The sequence below is a fragment of the Fictibacillus macauensis ZFHKF-1 genome (assembly GCF_000269865.1).
GTDB classification, from domain to species: Bacteria; Bacillota; Bacilli; order Bacillales; family Fictibacillaceae; genus Fictibacillus_C; species Fictibacillus_C macauensis.
In genome coordinates this window covers 49,014-64,835 of the sequence record NZ_AKKV01000031.1, presented here as the reverse complement: position 1 = coordinate 64,835, position 15,822 = coordinate 49,014, and the positions used below count along the sequence as shown (strand labels likewise).

The following is a 15,822-nucleotide window of genomic DNA, read 5'->3' as shown; positions in this document are numbered from 1 at the left end:
GGCCCTTTCTTTCGTTCATTATTGCTCTTTCTTTCCAAGTTCATAGGCATCATTCATGACATTCATTAAAAGAGCGAGCATTGGCTGTAAATCATCCAACGATAACTCAATCCCTTTGTTCTCAAGTAATGCTTTTCCTTCTGGTAAATGCTTCATAGCAATTTGCATAAGCTTCATATTACGTTCTTGGTCCATGTTCTCACCTCATGTATTTTCTCGTTTCATTATACGAATTAATGAGAGGGAGAGCAATGAATTCTCCTTTTATTTCTTTTTACGTCTCTTTTGCCGTGCATCTTTTTGTTTCTTTAAGCCTTCTTCTATTGCAACCTCTTGTTGAAAGCCTAATTCTTCTCTCGCCTTATCAGCTAGTACGCGCGTTTTCATGACAGAACTAGGTTCATTTTTTACAGCTAAAAACTTTAACCCTTTTTGCCACTCGCCTTCTCTTCCACTTCCAATATTATAAATGCCTTCCCTTTCTCTTGATGCTCCAGAAATCAGTAATGCCTTTACAGCATCATCAATGTATAACGCATCTTGACAACTTGATTGTCTTTCAATAGAAGAAACACAATCCTCAGTTCCCAAACTTTCTATGCTCTGACCTGGTCCGTAGACAATCGGCATTCGTAAAATCATATAAGATAAAGGATCATCCGCCGCTGTTGCTTTAATGAAATTTTCCTCCGTTAGTTTTACGAGACCATATAACGATTGTGGATTTGCTGAGGATGCCTCACTAACCGTTCCTGTTTTTCGACCATAGACTTCATAACTCGATACATGAATCAATTTACTTTTGTTACGTTCCATCGAATGTGTTAATTGTTTTAATCGATGTATATGTCGTTTTACGTGTTGCTCAATGTTTCCCCAAGCTTCATTATGTGAGGTTGAACATGCTAAATGAAAAATTGTATCTCTATCTTTTACTATTTTTGTTAAGTCCACTTCCTCAATGGGCTCATTAATTAATTGAAAATTAGCATTACGTCCAATAAAGTCTAGCGCATCTAGACACGATGCAGAATCTATGCCAATCACATCAACATCTTCTTCAACAAGCCTCGTGCATAGCTTCGCTCCAATAAACCCAGCAGCTCCTGTTACAAGTACGCGATTCATTCTCATCCCCCGTTCTTCTCTCTCTTTATATCGTATTTTCAGAACGAAAGAGTATTCATTTTCTTGATATGAAAAAACCTGTAATCCCTTTCATTACAGGTTTTTTTCGTATAATTTATAAAATGAGATAAGCAAAGGTGCGCCTACCCAATGTTCTTTCGGCATTTGTAAAGAAAGAGAGACCGGTAGTCCCTTTTGCAATGCTTGCTGTTCAAAAGGCCGACTATGCAAAGAGAAAGGGAAGGTTGTTCCTGCCACTTCATGAAAAATATGCAGTGGAACAGGATGATTCAACGTAAGTGGCTTTGTAAAATTGGCTTCCACGTCCACATCCTTTAATTGATAGGCCTGACCAATTTCTTTTCTGATTCGCTTATGAAATAATTGATTTTGTTTTTCCTGTAATAAATATTCTCCTATGTTTACACACGGATTGAGAAACACAGCAGAGCGAGTAAATGTTGGCATTTCTTCTATGAAGCCAAGCGCAGCTAGCGCTCCCATCCCTTCAGCCAACATGTGAATGTTTGGATTTAGAATTTCAAACTTCATAACATAACGGTATACTCGTTTAGCTAACATAACAGCCTGCTTACTTCCCCAATGTTTCCCGTACAAATGAGAATAAAAAACGGTATAACCTTCATTTATAAGCGCTGTAATTAACGCATGACGCTCTTTATGCTGTTTCCACAAACTACACGTTTCATCAACATAATGATTACGATCACCAAACAACATGATGCCAAAACCATTGGGACGCTCTGGCAAATGAATAACATTCCATTGCCCATCTAAACAAAAAAATCGCTCGTTAATCCCCACATTTCTCCCTCATCTGTACCGTTCTTCCTTATTCTATGTTATTTCACTCCTTTTCGTTAACACGCTTGCCTATAAAACGTACATTTCTAAAACAGATAAAGACAAACGGTCGTTTTTTTGGTAAAATTACTACAGAGAATCTCTTTTATAAAATGAGGTGAAACGAGTGCGCTATATTTGGACATTAATTTGGTCATTATTGCTTAGCAATATGGCATTTTACGTATTATCTTCGATGCAAGGCGGTACATTTGACTTTAAACAAGCAAGTATTTTCGGCGTAGTATTTGCTGTTTTCATTTTCATTCTTAGCTTTGCGATTCCGAACAAGTCTGACGCTGTAGAATAAGGATGCTATAAAGAAAAGCCCTCATCTTTGTGAGGGCTTTTCTTTATAGCATTTATGGTTTTCTCTTTGGCATCCATACGCGATTATGGTTCGTATTTTGAGGAAATACATCACCAGCTTTAAGTGTTACTTGCTGGGGATCATTAACCATGCTGCCTGTTTCACCGATCTCTACGTAAATTCCGTTATTCGGCGCTTTTTGTCCTTGTTTAAATTGATGATTTTGACCCATGTTTACCCCTCCTTGTTATCCTACTATCTCCAAAAAAACAAGAAAAAAACCAGCCATAATTGACCGGTTCAATAGGTAGACTGTCCTCCACCAATAGGTGATACATTAGCAACCATCGTAAGTGGTAAAATAAAGCGCTCAATCTCATATGTGTTAACTGGTTGCACAAATCCATAATAAGGGAACTCATAATCCTCATTCCGGTATTCCTGCTCGCTGTTCTGCCCCTCTTGAACGATGGGAGCAGCAAAATATAAATTTTGACCATCCGTAAATTCAATAAATCCATTATAACTACTGCCATCAGAAAGCATTACCGTCACATATTGTTGAAGAAATTTGCGGCAATGTTTATGCATTTTCTTCAACGTTTGAGGATTTTGTTGATACCCTTGTTGATAGTAAGGCTGTTGTTCATGTTGTTGATACATGGGGCACCTCCTTTACTACTTCATGGTATTCACCCATTTGTAAAGTGTTCACAAAGATTATCCGCCACTCACTGGAGGGAGGAAGGCAACCGTATCACCGTTTTTTACAACGACCGTATCTTCAACATACTCTTCATTTACTGCTACAAAACAAGACTCTAATAAAGAGCCTATACCATATTTTGTTTGCAACAACGTTTTTATGTCAGCAATCGATACTGCATCTGCTTCAATCTCGACTTCAGAACAACCCGCCTCTTCTTGAAGCTGGGCAAATAATAAGATTGATATCATTTCGGCTCTCCTTTCTCATAGGAAATAGTTTCTTGTTGATTCCCAACCCAAAAAGTTCCATCTTCCCAATGTTCTTTTTTCCAGATTGGGACGATTTCTTTAATTCGTTCAATAGCATATCGACATGCCTCAAAAGAGGCCGCTCGATGCGGTGTTGAAACGGCAATGACAACGGCAATATCAGATATGGCTAAAGATCCAATTCGATGGTGAATGGCGATTCGTGTTCCCGGCCATTTTTCTTGAACTTCTGTACCAATTTTTTTTAACTGTTTTTCAGCCATCGGCACATATGCTTCATATTTCAAATAAATGGTTTTCTTTTCGCCGGTCAGTTCTCTTACTGTACCGATAAATGTATTAATTGCTCCCGCTTGTGGTGAACTAACGTATGAAATTAACGCTTCAACATTAAGCGGTAACGTTGTAATAGCAAATGGATTCATGTGGAAATACTCCTTAAATACGTAATCACGTGCTTACTATAAGAGGCTTGATCATCAATGTGAAAACATGGGATATGCGTCTCTTTACATACATCAAGTGACCAATAGAGTACGGCGATGGTCTGTGATGACAGCAACGACCAATCCTCTTCTGTTTTAATTATTACAATACGAGGGTACACATTCTTTTTATATCCTTCAATAAAAATAACGTCAAGCGACAGCGCTGTATACATATGTAACATCTCAGCAAGCGTTAATGACTTGTTCACACAAACTTCGGTCTTACCCCCACCTTCAATAGTAGAAATGATTGCTCCTGCTTCGCGATGATGAAACGTATCTCGTCCTTCATCATGAAAGGATACTGTTCCATGACCATGATGTTTAATTGTGCCACATGTATACCCTTTTTGCGTTACCGCTTGTAATAAAGAGCTAATAACCGTTGTTTTACCGCTATCTTTATAACCAACTACTTGGATAAGAGCACTGTCCATGGCCATTCACTTCCTTCTCCATCGAGTAGCAACACATAAACAGCATCTCCTTTCTTCCAGCCCCTTGTTCCTCCTCGTAAAACGATGAAGGCATTAGCAAGAGCAAGCGATGAAACAGAGCCTGACTTGTCGAGACCTGCCGGTACCGCCTGTATGTCAGAATCATTCATCGTAACTGTTCCTCTAACAAATCGTGTAAAAGGGTTTGCTTTTAGGAAATCAGCACCTAACGTAGCCTTCATCATGGTAAGATGTGGCTTTCGGGCATGAAATGACGATACTATATACGGACGTACAAACAATTCACAACCAACGAAACATGCTGACGGATTCCCTGATAAGCCAAATAACATTTTGTCTTGAAAACGTGCAGCAGATGTAACACTACCAGGACGCATGGCAATTTTATTAAATAACAGAGTCGCACCTAATTCTTCATACACGCGAGGTAAATGATCAAAATCACCGACAGAAACGCCACCAGTCGTAATTAAAAGATCGACCGTTTTTAAAGCATTTTGGATTCCGAGAAAGGTGTGATCGTAATCATCTGAAAGCGTACCTAACATAACAGGATGCGCTCCAAGTTTACGCAGTTGGGCCGCAATCATATAGGCATTGCTGTTACGAATTTTTCCTGGTTGCAGTGGTTCACGAATATCTAATAACTCTGTTCCAGTAGCTAAGATACCAACAAGCGGGCGTTTAAAGACCGGAATTTCACTATACCCAAAAGTAGCCAATAACGCGATGACCCCTGGATGAATCCTTGTACCTTTTGTTAAGATGATCTCCCCTTTTTTCGTATCTTCTCCTTTATAGGATACATTTTCCCCTTTATTTATTTGTCGCGACAGTTCAAAAGCATCCACACCATGTTCCTTCACCACTTCTAACATGACAACTGCATCCGCACCGCGTGGTAACTGTGCACCGGTCATAATACGTATGGCTTCTTTTTCTGAAATCACCCGCTGTGAGACAGCCCCAGCGCCAATATGATCAATCACTTGAAACATTACTGGCTCTTTATGACTGGCCGTCTTTGTATCTTGTGAAGCTAAAGCAAACCCATCGTAGGGAGAACGATCAAAAGGAGGAACAGCATGGGGCGCTATTAGATCTTCCGCAAGATATCGACCGTCGCTATCTTCGAGAGAAATGATCTCAACCGTTCCATGTAAAGGCACTTCTAAAAGCTTTGTGATCGCTTCATCCACTTGCATAATTTGACGTTTTTGAACAGACATAGCCTAAAACTCCTCCTATAAATATTGATTAAACCAAGCGACAGCTTCTAAATAGGCTTCACGCGAAACTTTATGACCAGACGTTTCATCACTCATATAGCGCAATTGATTTTTATTACGATACTGCTTTTCAATCTCCTTATAAAAGGAACGACTTTGGCTATAAGGCACGACCGGATCTACTTTACTATGCCAAATAAGCAAAGGAATTTCTTTAAATTGCTCTAGTTGTTGCGTAACATCATAGGGAGCAATGCTTTTCAATACATGTTGAATAACAGATGGTGAAAGTGGGAAAGATCCTTCTTGTTGTTTCATTTTCTCTAACTGCCCTTTTGTAAACGCTTCATAAGCGGGTGTTCCCATCAATGTTACGGCCGCTTTTATGTAATCATAGTGAGCTAATGCGCCAAAGGTTATAATCGCCCCCATTGAAGTCCCTGCCAGTCCAATTCGCTGCTCTTTTATAAGGTGTTGGCTTTGTAAATGATCAACAAGCGTTTGAACGTCTGCAATCCCTTGTAGTACAATCTCCCAAAAAGAATAGACGCGCTCATTTTCTTTTAGAGATTCCATGCGCTCCCCGTGATGAAGCATATCTGGGAGAAGAACACGATATCCTTTTTGAGCAAGAGAAAACGCAAAGTGAAGGTTATGTTCCTTAGCACTTGTAAATCCATGTATAAAAATAATGAGAGGCAATGGCGCCTCTTGCTGACTCTGTTGGACCACTTGTAAGACAGGTATGGAAGAGATTTCTTTCGGTTCAATGACAATCATGAAAACACACCTTTTCTAATGCTTTTTGTTCTATCATAACAAGTTCTTCGTTATTTTCCGATGAATAACGTCTTTTTTTTCAAAAAAAAGAACCCGTACTTAACGGGCTCCTCTCCTTTATTTTTGTTGTTGCGCATTATAATAATCGACCGGATACACGCTTCCTTCTGAAAGCATCTCATTGCTGCGAATGTCTTCTGGTTCTGGTTGACCGGCTTGATGAATAGGAAAATCATTTTTTCCTTCTTTCGATAACAAGGCCATTACTTTTTCTTTGCCATCCAGAACTAGTTGCTTTGCTTTCGTACGTTGATGTTCATTTCGCAACACATAAGATGTGACACCTGCTGTCGATAGGGCAATACCTGAGAGTAGCAAATATTTCTTTTTCATGGAAAGTCCTCCTTGTTTTGTGTATGTATGTAGGATTACCCTTGTATTCAGAGTCTAAAACTTCCTTATATTGGACAGTCACCTGAGAAAGCAGTACACTTTAGGAAATACTAAAAAAGGGCAGGAAACAAGCAATGAAACCACATTTAATTGCACTTGACTTAGACGGAACCTTACTGCGTGATGATAAAACCATTTCAACGTTCACGAAACAAATCATAAAAAAAGCTCAAGAAAACGGTCATATCGTTTGTATTTCTACCGGACGTCCGTATAGAGCTAGCGCTATGTACTATAAAGAACTTGATTTACAAACACCCATTGTAAACTTTAACGGTGCCTTCGTTCATCACCCAAAGGATGCGTCATTTGGCGTGTATCATTCACCGATGGAACTTCATCATGCCAAAAAAGTTATCCAAACTGCTGAAGAATTTTCCGTAAAAAACATTATGGCTGAAGTATTAGATGATGTTTATTTACGCCATCACGATGAAGTCATTGTAAATACATTTATAATGGGAGAAAATCCGGCTCATACAGGAGATTTAAGGCACGTTCTTCAAGATCATCCTACGTCAATCCTCATTCATCCTTATGATGAACATGAAAAAGAACTTCGTGAGCAGTTGCAAAAAGAACATGCAGAAGTCATTGATCAACGGTCATGGGGAACTCCTTGGAATATTGTTGAGGTGATTAAATCTGGGCTAAATAAAGCCATCGGACTTCGCCACATTACGGATTACTACAATATCCCTCAAGAGCGCGTCATTGCCTTTGGTGACGAAGATAATGATTTAGAAATGATTGAATTTGCAGGTCATGGTGTAGCCATGGGAAATGCCATTGCACCTTTAAAAAACATTGCCAATACTGTTACGAAGACGAATGAAGAAGACGGCATTGCACTTTACTTAAAAGAAATACTCTCCCTGTAAACGACCTCTAACGGTCGTTTTTTTCTGTATTACCACCGATCACTGTACATAAAAAAAGAAGAAAAACTAAAAATAACAGTACTGTCTTTTAAGGAGGTTTTCTTATGATCCAACAGAATCGTTCTGAGCAATTGCATACACAAGTTCCCGAAAAAGACATGCTTCAAGATCCAGAAAAAGTTTTTCAACAAAAGTTGAAACACAACGCTCAAGAGCAACAAAAAAACATAACAATCGGAGGAAACTAAGAATGGGAAATAGCCTTTTTCAGCGCGCAAAAGAAGCGGTCTCTCACTTATTAGGTCAGGATCATCATGAACACCAGTCAACGTCTACACATCAGGAACAACATATAACGTCTCAAACGCAACAAACACACGCGCCACAACAACACTCAGACATTGATGCAAGTGTTGCCCAAAACTTATTTTCTTCCGCAATGGCAAATTCTTCTGGTGCTGAACGTCAACAGTTTGCCGATCTCCAAGAAGAGTTAACAGCGCATCACTCTTCTTCTGCCATAAATAACAACATGAATAACGAGTCTCATGAGTTACAACCTTCTTCTCAATATGGAGCGACGTTCTCCTCACAAGCGCCGATTTCAAACGATGCACAAACTTTGCTGTCGTCCGCTATGGAAAATGCCTCTGATGAAGACCGTCAGCAGCTAGCCGATCTTCAAAAAGAGCTAAAAGATTCAGACTTAAAGTAATTAACTATATGAAAAAAACGGCCGAATGTATGAAAATCGGCCGTTTTTTTATAATTGGTGCAATGAACGGGTGTGTTTTTGCACAGGTAATTTACTCATTGTATGAATGACAAGCTCCGCTACTAGCTTATAGCCTCTACGATTTAAATGAAGACCATCCTCAATAAGCAATTTTTCGTATTTTCTTTTTTTCATTTCTCCCCACAAATCAATAAAATGTGTATTATATTGAAGCGCTAACTGTTGAACGACATCGGCATACTCTTTTAGCAGGTCGTTACAACGCGTATATTGTAATTTTTCAATAACAGGTGATGGAGATAGGAGAAGTACTTTATGACCACCTAGTTTTTCAATCATATATTCTAAATTATTACGATACTCTTCTCGTTCAATTAAGCTTTGTTGGCACGCGTCATTAGCACCAAATAAGATGGTAACAAGATCTGGTTCATGTCTAAGCACATCTTCTTGGAAACGCGTTAAAGCAACCCTCGTCGTTTCTCTAGATACACCTGCATTTATAACACTCCAATCATCAAGAGCATATCGTACACGAGAAGTTAGTCGCAAGGAACCATCTTCACTCGTTTCGTGTGCAGTTATACCATCACCAAAGCAGACTACTGTGTTCATGCCCTTCCTCCTTGCCATAAAAAACGTTATAGTATAATCTTCGTACACAATTTTCATTTCCTCACAGTCGAACTGAGAAATTTTTGCTATAATAAAGATATTATAATCAGCATGGAGGATATTTCATGGTCGTCTATGATGTACCAGCTCACGCTGGACAAGAACTTATTACGAAAATAGCTACATTATTTGCTCAACAAAGAACGCACACTACAAATGAAGATCGCTTTGTACAACTGCTTCAAGGCATTACATATGCACTAAGCGAGGATACTGCAGCTGGTATTATTGTTGCCGAACAAGATGGCGATATAGTGGGAGCTGCCTTTTATAATATTGGTGTTCAACTTCAGCTTGGTGGACGGTATTTATGGCTTAACGATCTTTATGTACAGGAAGAAGAACGAAATCAAGGCATAGCGCGTAAAATCTTACTTCATCTCATTCACCATGCTGAGCGAGAAGGTATGGTGAGTATTGAGTTAGAAACAGGTGTAAATAACTCCGTGACGAAATACTTATACAATTCACTGGATTTTCACGATATTGTATCACAGCGATATCGCTTTAATTTATAATGGGAGGTGAAATACATGGCACTTATTTTTAATCTTCAACCTACTCCAAACCCAAACGCCATTAAATTTGATGGTAGTGAGGCGTTTTTAGAAGGACGACTTTCTGCGAAAGCAGGCGACGATCTTGATTCAATGTCTGAACTTGCTAAATCTTTATTAGCAGTTGACGGTGTAGAATCTATTTTTGGCTTTCAAGACTTTATTACAGTCAATAAGTTCTCTGATAGCAATTGGGATGATATCGTTCCACACATTCAAGAAATTCTTCATCAATTATAAGTTATCGAATGGCCGAGCGATGATACATCGTTCGGTTTTTTTGCACAAAAAGGACACCTCTGTATTGTGGGCGCATGCGGGGGCTTCTGGGCGCAAATGGACTTGGTCGGCGCGTTCACTTTTTTCATGATTATTGAAGAGCTTTTACGCTATTTTTTCTTATTTTTGAGCACATTTACGAAATTAGCTCTTACTTTTCTCTCTTTTTCATCCCTTACATACGTTGTTCGGGGTGATTTGTCCGGTCTGCGCGCGAATCGGAGGCTTCTGCGCGCGAACGGACCGGGTCTGCGCGCGAATCGAAGCCTCCTGCGCGCGAACGGACAAGGTCTGCGCGCGAATCGGAGCCTCCTGCGCACGAACGGACAAGGTCTGCGCGCGAATAGACTTGGTCGGGGCTCTTCACGCTTTTCTCGATTCTTGAACGCTACATTCGATGGCTGCTTATATACGCAAGGCAACTAACGAACCAACATAAAAAAAATGGCCTTATCACCAAAACCGGTGATGAAGCCATTTTTAATGAGTTAGGGCTGTTTATATCTCGGACTATTTTTGTTACTAGCTGGATGAAGCTAAACGCCTAATCGTCTTTTCTAAAAAAGCCAAAAATGCCTGTCGTGTTCACAATATTAGTAAAGGCTTCTGGATCGACTTCTTTAATCATATTCTCTAAATCGTATAGTTCATACCGCGTGATTACCATGATTAGCATTTCTTTTTCTTCATTAGAAAATGCCCCCTTAGCTGGAACGATGGTAATCCCACGAACGAGATTGCCATGAATGACTTCTTTTAACTCTTTTCCTTTTTTCGTAACGATCATTGCCGTTAACTTCTCATGTCTTGTATGAATGGAATCAATTACACGCGTTGTCACATATAAAGCTACAAGTGTATAAAGCGCCTTTTCCCATCCAAATAAAACGCCGGCAGCAAAAATGATTAAGCCGTTCAAAATAAGAAAATACGTTCCAATCGGACGATTATGCTTACGAGATAAAATCATTGCAATAATATCAAGTCCACCCGTTGATGCGCCATACTTTAATGTAATTCCAACACCAACTGCTGCTATGACACCACCAAAAACAGCATTTAGTAAAATGTCATGCGAAATTTCTGTAACAGGAATAACTTCTAGAAAAAATGTCATCATAAACACACAAAAGAAGCTATAAATCGTAAATGATTTACCAACTTTTAGCCAACCAATAATGGCAACCGGGACGTTTAACAAAAATAATAGTATTCCTGTTGAAACAGGTACTGCTGTATGAGCAAGCAAGCTTGCTAACAATTGAGCAACCCCAGTAAATCCGCTTGCATAAACTTTAGCTGGTATTAAAAATAAATTTAGTGCTGCCGCATTTAAAGCAGCACCAACAATAATTGCAATAAACTTTTTCGCCTCTTGCATAGGTGTATAATTCATACGTCATATCCTTTCAGCATAGCTTCTAACAATCTTTTTTACCAAAATTACAATAGAGAGTCAATAGTTATTTCAAAAAACTTTTGCATTTGTAGTGTTTCACTCACGTTGTTTCCTATGAAAAAGGAGTAAGAGTATTGCCATTTTGTACTGTGAAAGTATACACTTAGTTATAATCTTACTTAAAGTGCAGGTGACCATTCATGACCGTACAAATTATTACCGACAGTGGCTGTGATTTACCGAAGCAATATGTTGAGCAACTGAACATACACGTTCTTCCTCTTGTCGTTACCATTAACAACGAAGAAAAATACGATGGCGAAAGCATCGAACCGAAAGCGTTATATGACGAAATGCGAAATGGAGCGGCACCCAAAACAGCTCAAGCACCTCCAACTATGATCAAAGAGGCTCTTGAAACATGCGCAAAAAATAATACGCCTTGCATCTACATAACATTATCATCTGGATTAAGTGGTACATATCAAACGGCTGTATTACTTGCACAGGAGGTATTAGAAACATACCCTAATGCCGAAATTTCAATCATTGATTCACAGTGTGCCTCTTTAGGCTTCGGACTTGCTGTCTATCATACCGCTTTGTTTGCGCAAAACGGTCATTCTTATGAGGAAGTGGTTGAAGCGGCTCGCTATTACACAAGTCATACAGAACATATTTTTACCGTTGATGACCTTGAATATTTACTGCGCGGAGGTCGCGTGAGTAAAGCCGCCGCGTTCATGGGAAGTTTGTTAAAAATAAAGCCAGTTCTTCATATGGAAGATGGGAAACTGTTTCCGCTTGAAAAGATTCGTGGAAAGAAAAAAGTGTACGCTCGCATGATTGAGCTCATGAAAGAGCGCGGACAAGTTCTTGATCAACAGCTTATTGGTATAAGCCATGCCGATGATCTTGAAGCTGCACAAACACTTAAAGAGATGATTATGAAGGAAACAGGCTGTCAAGACGTGATGATTTCTATGATTGGCTGTGCAATCGGTGCTCACGCCGGTCCTGGAACCATCGCTATGTTTTTCTTAAAGCAACCTTATCAGACAAACTAAAAAAAGCAAGTGGACGGATTTTTCCGTTCCGCTTGCTTTTTTTAATTATTGTACTGGATGTAACTGGCCAACCTGACCAAATGTTTCACTAAAAATACGTTCTTCTTGTATCCCTTCATTGCGTAACAACGTCATGATTGCATCAATAAATACTTCGCCACCACACACATAATAGTGAGCATCAGAAGGAAGAGCTAACTGTTGCCATAAGGTATGATCTATATAACCAGAATGATGTTCCCCTTCCGCTTGCGACGCGCGGTATATGGTATGTGCATGAATATGAGGATAAATTTTCGTTAACGAAGCAATGTCCTCTTTAAAGGGATGATACTGCTCATTTTCTGTTGCATATAGGAAGGTTACGGGTTGCTCTTTTAATGCAGTAGCTTCTAGTAGCATGCTAAAAAGTGGCGTAATACCTGAACGTGATCCAATCAACACACAAGGCTTTGATGCATCACTTCTAACGAAATGACCAGCTGGCGCACTTAGTTGTATACTCGTTCCAATCGCACATTGATGTAAATAGCGCGACACAACACCTTCTTTTCGAACGGTGATGCGATAATAGCTGTTATCAGGGCGATTTGTTAAGCTATATTGACGCATGTGTATGTAAGGCTCCCCTGGAATTTGTACGTGTAACGTAACATATTGTCCTGGTTCAAATGACGAAAGTTCCTGCTGATCAGTAGGTTGTACATACAAAGAAACCATATCTTTACTTTCAGTAACCTTTTTGAAAATGGTAAACGAGCGAAATCCACCCCAACCACCCCGTTTCATCACTGCTTTTTCGGCAGAATGCTGTTCTTGTTCGATAAAGAGTGACGCAATCACCTCATAGGCAGTTTCCCATGCTTCAAGAATCTCATCGGTTGCTGCTTCTTTTAATACCGCCTTCATAGCCAAGAGTAAGTGCTTGCCTACAATCGGATAATGTTCAGGTACTACACCTAAACTGCGGTGTTTTTCACCAACCTGTCTAACAGCTGGTAAGAGTGTCTCTAATTGCTCAATATGAAGAGCTGCTTGATACAAAATTTGCGCTAACGCTACTTGCTGTCTTCCTTGTGCTTGATTGCTTTGGTTAAATACATTTCTCAGCTCTGGATGTTCCCGAAATAGTTCTTCATAAAAAACAGTCGTAATCGCCACACCATGTTCCTGAAGAACAGGTGCTGTTGCTTTAATCACCTTCATCGTTTCTTGTGTAAGCATGAACATCGCTCCTAACATAAGCACATTTTTCTTTAGTATAAAACAGTCCTTCTTTGAAAGGAGCGCTTACTGAACGGTTTTTATGAACGACTTGTGTCAATCACTGCTATTTGCTTTTGGTAGTTCAATCGTAAACGTTGTTGCATTGCGATGAGAAGTAACCGAAATGCGTCCATTATGCTTTTCAACTATTTGGCGACATACAGATAAACCAATACCTGTGCCTAGCTTTTTAGTCGTAATAAATGGTTCAAATATATTTTCTAGTAAATGCGCAGGAATAGGTGAACCATTATTCGTAATGTCTAAGAAAACAGCGCCACCTTGCTCATAAGCAAGAACAGAAATAAGCCGCTCTGTTGAAATGTCACATAGTTCCTCTACCGCATTATTTAAGATATTTAAGATGACTTGCTTTATTTGAGCTTTGTCTCCCTCGATCAAAAGATCTGGTTGGATATCCGTATTAAGGGTAATCTTCGCTTCTAGAAACCGTGGATATAAAAAGTGAATCATTTCACTCAAACTAGCTTCAAGATCAAACACTGAAATATAGTCATCTAGCCCTTTCATTTTTGATAGCAATAAAAACTGACTAATTTTATCTTGAAGATTCTCCATTTCTTCCGTCATAATGCCTAAATAATCACGCGCCTTTTCATTTGCGCCCATTTCATTTTCAAGAAGATAAATAAAGCCTTTTATAGATGTTAACGGGTTTCGAAATTCGTGAGCAAAGCTTGCTGCAATTTGCCCTAAAATAGTGAGGCGATCGCTATGCATTTCTTGAATAAATTGGTTCTTCGTTTCTATAATTGATTCTTTCAAACCAGAAAACTCTTTAATTGCAAAAAAAAGAAGTTGATCAAAATATTGATTAAGACGAAGCAATACCCATTTTTGTTCTTCGTTTTGCAATTCTAGGGAAAGTGCTTTTTCTATAACGAGTTGGCGACCAATCGTAATATTGTATACAAAATCACTAATATCGGTTTTGGCTTGAATACGTTCTGGTGCAATTTTCTTTGTCAGGTTTTGTATGGGAGAGGTATCGGAAGTTTCAAAAAATTGATTCATTAATTCTAATGTCCGATAACCATTTTTCAATACCTCTTCATAAAAAGGATCTTCTTTTTTTATATGAGCATGTTTCATCCAGTCGCTAACGATCGCGTCTTGCTCTTGAATAAAATAATGAAGCACCCGCTTTACTTGTTCACCTGACAGTGTCTCAACATCCATCATGAAACCACTGCCTCTCTCATTTTCTTATTGTTATTATGCAATACTTTAGGACGAGAAACAATAAGTGTCTTTTTTAAAAATTTCTGGATAACTGTGCTGGATTGTTTTGAAGTCTTATTTATAACGCACCCTACGTTTGATTGCAACCGATATGTGGCAGACTACGAACAAAAGGAAAGGAGATTGTATCGATGAAAAAAGAATCATTTAATCCACCCCCACAAACACAAGACCATCAGCCTGGAATGGAAGCTGCTATGCAGCCAGCTCCCTTATCGAAGGGTACATCGTATCAAGGAAGTGGCAAACTAAATCATAAAGTAGCCATTATAACAGGCGGTGATAGTGGTATTGGAAAAGCAACGAGCATTGCCTTTGCCAAGGAAGGCTGTCATGTGGTCATTGTTTATTTAAATGAACATACAGACGCCAAGGCAACACAAAAAATCATTGAAGAGTTAGGTGGGCACTGTCATCTCATCCATGGTGATCTTGGTGATGAAACGTTTTGCCAAGCGGTCGTTGCCGAAACCATTGCTACTTTTCATTCCTTACATATCCTCGTTAACAATGCTGCCGAGCAGCATCCAAAAGATACTTTAGAAGACATCTCAGCTTCGCAATTACAAAAGACGTTTCAAACGAATGTATTTTCAATGTTTTATTTAACGAAAGCCGCCTTACCCTATTTAAAAAAAGGCAGTGCGATTATTAACACGTCTTCTATTACAGCCTATAAAGGAAATGCGCGTCTGTTAGATTATTCAGCATCAAAGGGAGCCATCGTTTCCTTTACTCGTTCCCTCGCTCTCTCTCTCGTAAAAGACGGTATTCGCGTGAACTCAGTTGCACCTGGACCCATTTGGACGCCTTTAATTCCTTCAACTTTTACTGCGGATGAAGTAGATCAATTTGGATTAGATACTGAAATGGGGCGACCAGGTCAACCTGATGAACTTGCAGCTGCTTTTGTTTATTTAGCTTGCAATGATTCTTCCTACGTGACAGGTCAAACCATTCATGTGAATGGTGGATCAATCATTAATGGTTAGTGGATAAAATCACTTATGT

Annotated in this window: 23 protein-coding genes; 8 read left to right on the top strand and 15 right to left on the bottom strand. The window is 39.3% G+C overall.

The features are described 5' to 3' along the window. Window positions 1-18 precede the first annotated feature (18 nt). The 3 genes from A374_RS14645 to A374_RS14635 form a co-directional block, all read right to left on the bottom strand. Window positions 19-195 (bottom strand): ComZ family protein, encoded by a 177-nt coding sequence (locus tag A374_RS14645; protein ID WP_007203011.1) that lies wholly within the window; start codon window positions 193-195, stop codon window positions 19-21. A gap of 69 nt (window positions 196-264) precedes the next feature. Continuing rightward, window positions 265-1,128, bottom strand: coding sequence for an NAD-dependent epimerase/dehydratase family protein (locus tag A374_RS14640; protein WP_007203010.1), 864 nt, complete (start codon window positions 1,126-1,128; stop codon window positions 265-267). A gap of 93 nt (window positions 1,129-1,221) precedes the next feature. Further along, window positions 1,222-1,953, bottom strand: a complete 732-nt coding sequence (locus A374_RS14635) for a hypothetical protein (protein ID WP_007203009.1) — start codon at window positions 1,951-1,953, stop codon at window positions 1,222-1,224. 166 nt (window positions 1,954-2,119) lie between these two features. On the opposite strand from A374_RS14635, the gene A374_RS14630 reads away from it, so the two are divergent. Further along, entirely contained in the window at window positions 2,120-2,302 is a 183-nt protein-coding gene (locus A374_RS14630) for a YjzD family protein (RefSeq protein WP_007203008.1), read from the top strand. A 52-nt stretch (window positions 2,303-2,354) separates the two neighbouring features. Here A374_RS14630 and A374_RS14625 read toward each other — a convergent pair whose 3' ends face one another. From A374_RS14625 to A374_RS14590, 8 genes are all read right to left on the bottom strand, one after another. Then, the gene (locus A374_RS14625; protein WP_007203007.1) at window positions 2,355-2,534 is read right to left on the bottom strand and encodes a YjzC family protein; all 180 of its coding nucleotides are present in this window, start codon (window positions 2,532-2,534) and stop codon (window positions 2,355-2,357) included. 68 nt (window positions 2,535-2,602) lie between these two features. Further along, a complete protein-coding gene (locus A374_RS14620; protein ID WP_007203006.1) occupies window positions 2,603-2,965 on the bottom strand; it encodes a hypothetical protein in 363 nt (120 codons plus the stop codon). A 57-nt stretch (window positions 2,966-3,022) separates the two neighbouring features. Beyond that, window positions 3,023-3,259, bottom strand: a complete 237-nt coding sequence (gene moaD, locus A374_RS14615; protein ID WP_007203005.1) for a molybdopterin converting factor subunit 1 — start codon at window positions 3,257-3,259, stop codon at window positions 3,023-3,025. After that, window positions 3,256-3,705 (bottom strand): molybdenum cofactor biosynthesis protein MoaE, encoded by a 450-nt coding sequence (locus A374_RS14610; RefSeq protein WP_007203004.1) that lies wholly within the window; start codon window positions 3,703-3,705, stop codon window positions 3,256-3,258. The genes moaD and A374_RS14610 overlap by 4 nt, the downstream gene beginning before the upstream one ends. After that, the gene (gene mobB, locus A374_RS14605) at window positions 3,702-4,205 is read right to left on the bottom strand and encodes a molybdopterin-guanine dinucleotide biosynthesis protein B (RefSeq protein ID WP_007203003.1); all 504 of its coding nucleotides are present in this window, start codon (window positions 4,203-4,205) and stop codon (window positions 3,702-3,704) included. The genes A374_RS14610 and mobB overlap by 4 nt, the downstream gene beginning before the upstream one ends. Then, a complete protein-coding gene (locus tag A374_RS14600; protein WP_007203002.1) occupies window positions 4,181-5,455 on the bottom strand; it encodes a molybdopterin molybdotransferase MoeA in 1,275 nt (424 codons plus the stop codon). The genes mobB and A374_RS14600 overlap by 25 nt, the downstream gene beginning before the upstream one ends. A gap of 15 nt (window positions 5,456-5,470) precedes the next feature. Next, window positions 5,471-6,235: an alpha/beta fold hydrolase gene (locus tag A374_RS14595; RefSeq protein WP_007203001.1), complete on the bottom strand. Its 765-nt coding sequence runs from the start codon at window positions 6,233-6,235 to the stop codon at window positions 5,471-5,473. 117 nt (window positions 6,236-6,352) lie between these two features. Next, window positions 6,353-6,628, bottom strand: coding sequence for a hypothetical protein (locus A374_RS14590; protein WP_007203000.1), 276 nt, complete (start codon window positions 6,626-6,628; stop codon window positions 6,353-6,355). Window positions 6,629-6,762: 134 nt separating this feature from the next. Between A374_RS14590 and A374_RS14585 the strand changes: the two genes are divergently transcribed. The 3 genes from A374_RS14585 to A374_RS14580 all read left to right on the top strand — a co-directional run bounded on the left by A374_RS14585 (window position 6,763) and on the right by A374_RS14580 (window position 8,284). Continuing rightward, window positions 6,763-7,569, top strand: coding sequence for a Cof-type HAD-IIB family hydrolase (locus tag A374_RS14585; RefSeq protein ID WP_007202999.1), 807 nt, complete (start codon window positions 6,763-6,765; stop codon window positions 7,567-7,569). Window positions 7,570-7,673: 104 nt separating this feature from the next. Beyond that, a complete protein-coding gene (locus A374_RS20680) occupies window positions 7,674-7,817 on the top strand; it encodes a hypothetical protein (protein ID WP_156793231.1) in 144 nt (47 codons plus the stop codon). 2 nt (window positions 7,818-7,819) lie between these two features. After that, complete coding sequence (locus tag A374_RS14580; protein WP_007202998.1) at window positions 7,820-8,284, top strand: DUF3813 family protein; 465 nt, start codon at window positions 7,820-7,822, stop codon at window positions 8,282-8,284. A 48-nt stretch (window positions 8,285-8,332) separates the two neighbouring features. Here A374_RS14580 and A374_RS14575 read toward each other — a convergent pair whose 3' ends face one another. Next, entirely contained in the window at window positions 8,333-8,920 is a 588-nt protein-coding gene (locus A374_RS14575) for a GDSL-type esterase/lipase family protein (protein ID WP_007202997.1), read from the bottom strand. Window positions 8,921-9,045: 125 nt separating this feature from the next. On the opposite strand from A374_RS14575, the gene A374_RS14570 reads away from it, so the two are divergent. Then, window positions 9,046-9,498: a GNAT family N-acetyltransferase gene (locus tag A374_RS14570; RefSeq protein WP_007202996.1), complete on the top strand. Its 453-nt coding sequence runs from the start codon at window positions 9,046-9,048 to the stop codon at window positions 9,496-9,498. Between the two features lie 15 nt (window positions 9,499-9,513). Further along, a complete protein-coding gene (locus A374_RS14565) occupies window positions 9,514-9,777 on the top strand; it encodes a NifU N-terminal domain-containing protein (protein ID WP_007202995.1) in 264 nt (87 codons plus the stop codon). 583 nt (window positions 9,778-10,360) lie between these two features. Here A374_RS14565 and A374_RS14555 read toward each other — a convergent pair. After that, window positions 10,361-11,212 (bottom strand): YitT family protein, encoded by an 852-nt coding sequence (locus tag A374_RS14555; RefSeq protein WP_007202993.1) that lies wholly within the window; start codon window positions 11,210-11,212, stop codon window positions 10,361-10,363. A gap of 203 nt (window positions 11,213-11,415) precedes the next feature. Here A374_RS14555 and A374_RS14550 point away from each other — a divergent pair, with 203 nt between their 5' ends. After that, on the top strand, window positions 11,416-12,282 hold the full coding sequence (locus tag A374_RS14550; RefSeq protein WP_007202992.1) for a DegV family protein: 867 nt from the start codon (window positions 11,416-11,418) through the stop codon (window positions 12,280-12,282). 45 nt (window positions 12,283-12,327) lie between these two features. On the opposite strand, the gene hmpA is transcribed toward A374_RS14550, so the two are convergent. Both hmpA and A374_RS14540 read right to left on the bottom strand, forming a co-directional pair. Continuing rightward, on the bottom strand, window positions 12,328-13,524 hold the full coding sequence (gene hmpA / locus A374_RS14545; RefSeq protein ID WP_486599175.1) for an NO-inducible flavohemoprotein: 1,197 nt from the start codon (window positions 13,522-13,524) through the stop codon (window positions 12,328-12,330). 78 nt (window positions 13,525-13,602) lie between these two features. Then, a complete protein-coding gene (locus tag A374_RS14540; RefSeq protein ID WP_007202990.1) occupies window positions 13,603-14,751 on the bottom strand; it encodes a histidine kinase N-terminal domain-containing protein in 1,149 nt (382 codons plus the stop codon). A 191-nt stretch (window positions 14,752-14,942) separates the two neighbouring features. Here A374_RS14540 and A374_RS14535 point away from each other — a divergent pair, with 191 nt between their 5' ends. After that, complete coding sequence (locus A374_RS14535; RefSeq protein ID WP_007202989.1) at window positions 14,943-15,803, top strand: SDR family oxidoreductase; 861 nt, start codon at window positions 14,943-14,945, stop codon at window positions 15,801-15,803. Window positions 15,804-15,822 lie beyond the last annotated feature (19 nt).

Coding starts and splice junctions, on each gene's coding strand:
- A374_RS14590 (WP_007203000.1), bottom strand. CDS start 6,628: ATGAAAAAGAAATATTTGCTACTCTCAGGTATTGCCCTATCGACAGCA.
- A374_RS14565 (WP_007202995.1), top strand. CDS start 9,514: ATGGCACTTATTTTTAATCTTCAACCTACTCCAAACCCAAACGCCATT.
- A374_RS20680 (WP_156793231.1), top strand. CDS start 7,674: ATGATCCAACAGAATCGTTCTGAGCAATTGCATACACAAGTTCCCGAA.
- A374_RS14555 (WP_007202993.1), bottom strand. CDS start 11,212: ATGAATTATACACCTATGCAAGAGGCGAAAAAGTTTATTGCAATTATT.
- A374_RS14580 (WP_007202998.1), top strand. CDS start 7,820: ATGGGAAATAGCCTTTTTCAGCGCGCAAAAGAAGCGGTCTCTCACTTA.
- moaD (WP_007203005.1), bottom strand. CDS start 3,259: ATGATATCAATCTTATTATTTGCCCAGCTTCAAGAAGAGGCGGGTTGT.
- hmpA (WP_486599175.1), bottom strand. CDS start 13,524: ATGTTAGGAGCGATGTTCATGCTTACACAAGAAACGATGAAGGTGATT.
- A374_RS14570 (WP_007202996.1), top strand. CDS start 9,046: ATGGTCGTCTATGATGTACCAGCTCACGCTGGACAAGAACTTATTACG.
- A374_RS14600 (WP_007203002.1), bottom strand. CDS start 5,455: ATGTCTGTTCAAAAACGTCAAATTATGCAAGTGGATGAAGCGATCACA.
- A374_RS14540 (WP_007202990.1), bottom strand. CDS start 14,751: ATGATGGATGTTGAGACACTGTCAGGTGAACAAGTAAAGCGGGTGCTT.
- mobB (WP_007203003.1), bottom strand. CDS start 4,205: ATGGACAGTGCTCTTATCCAAGTAGTTGGTTATAAAGATAGCGGTAAA.
- A374_RS14585 (WP_007202999.1), top strand. CDS start 6,763: ATGAAACCACATTTAATTGCACTTGACTTAGACGGAACCTTACTGCGT.
- A374_RS14645 (WP_007203011.1), bottom strand. CDS start 195: ATGGACCAAGAACGTAATATGAAGCTTATGCAAATTGCTATGAAGCAT.
- A374_RS14610 (WP_007203004.1), bottom strand. CDS start 3,705: ATGAATCCATTTGCTATTACAACGTTACCGCTTAATGTTGAAGCGTTA.
- A374_RS14575 (WP_007202997.1), bottom strand. CDS start 8,920: ATGAACACAGTAGTCTGCTTTGGTGATGGTATAACTGCACACGAAACG.
- A374_RS14550 (WP_007202992.1), top strand. CDS start 11,416: ATGACCGTACAAATTATTACCGACAGTGGCTGTGATTTACCGAAGCAA.
- A374_RS14625 (WP_007203007.1), bottom strand. CDS start 2,534: ATGGGTCAAAATCATCAATTTAAACAAGGACAAAAAGCGCCGAATAAC.
- A374_RS14595 (WP_007203001.1), bottom strand. CDS start 6,235: ATGATTGTCATTGAACCGAAAGAAATCTCTTCCATACCTGTCTTACAA.
- A374_RS14640 (WP_007203010.1), bottom strand. CDS start 1,128: ATGAATCGCGTACTTGTAACAGGAGCTGCTGGGTTTATTGGAGCGAAG.
- A374_RS14620 (WP_007203006.1), bottom strand. CDS start 2,965: ATGTATCAACAACATGAACAACAGCCTTACTATCAACAAGGGTATCAA.
- A374_RS14535 (WP_007202989.1), top strand. CDS start 14,943: ATGAAAAAAGAATCATTTAATCCACCCCCACAAACACAAGACCATCAG.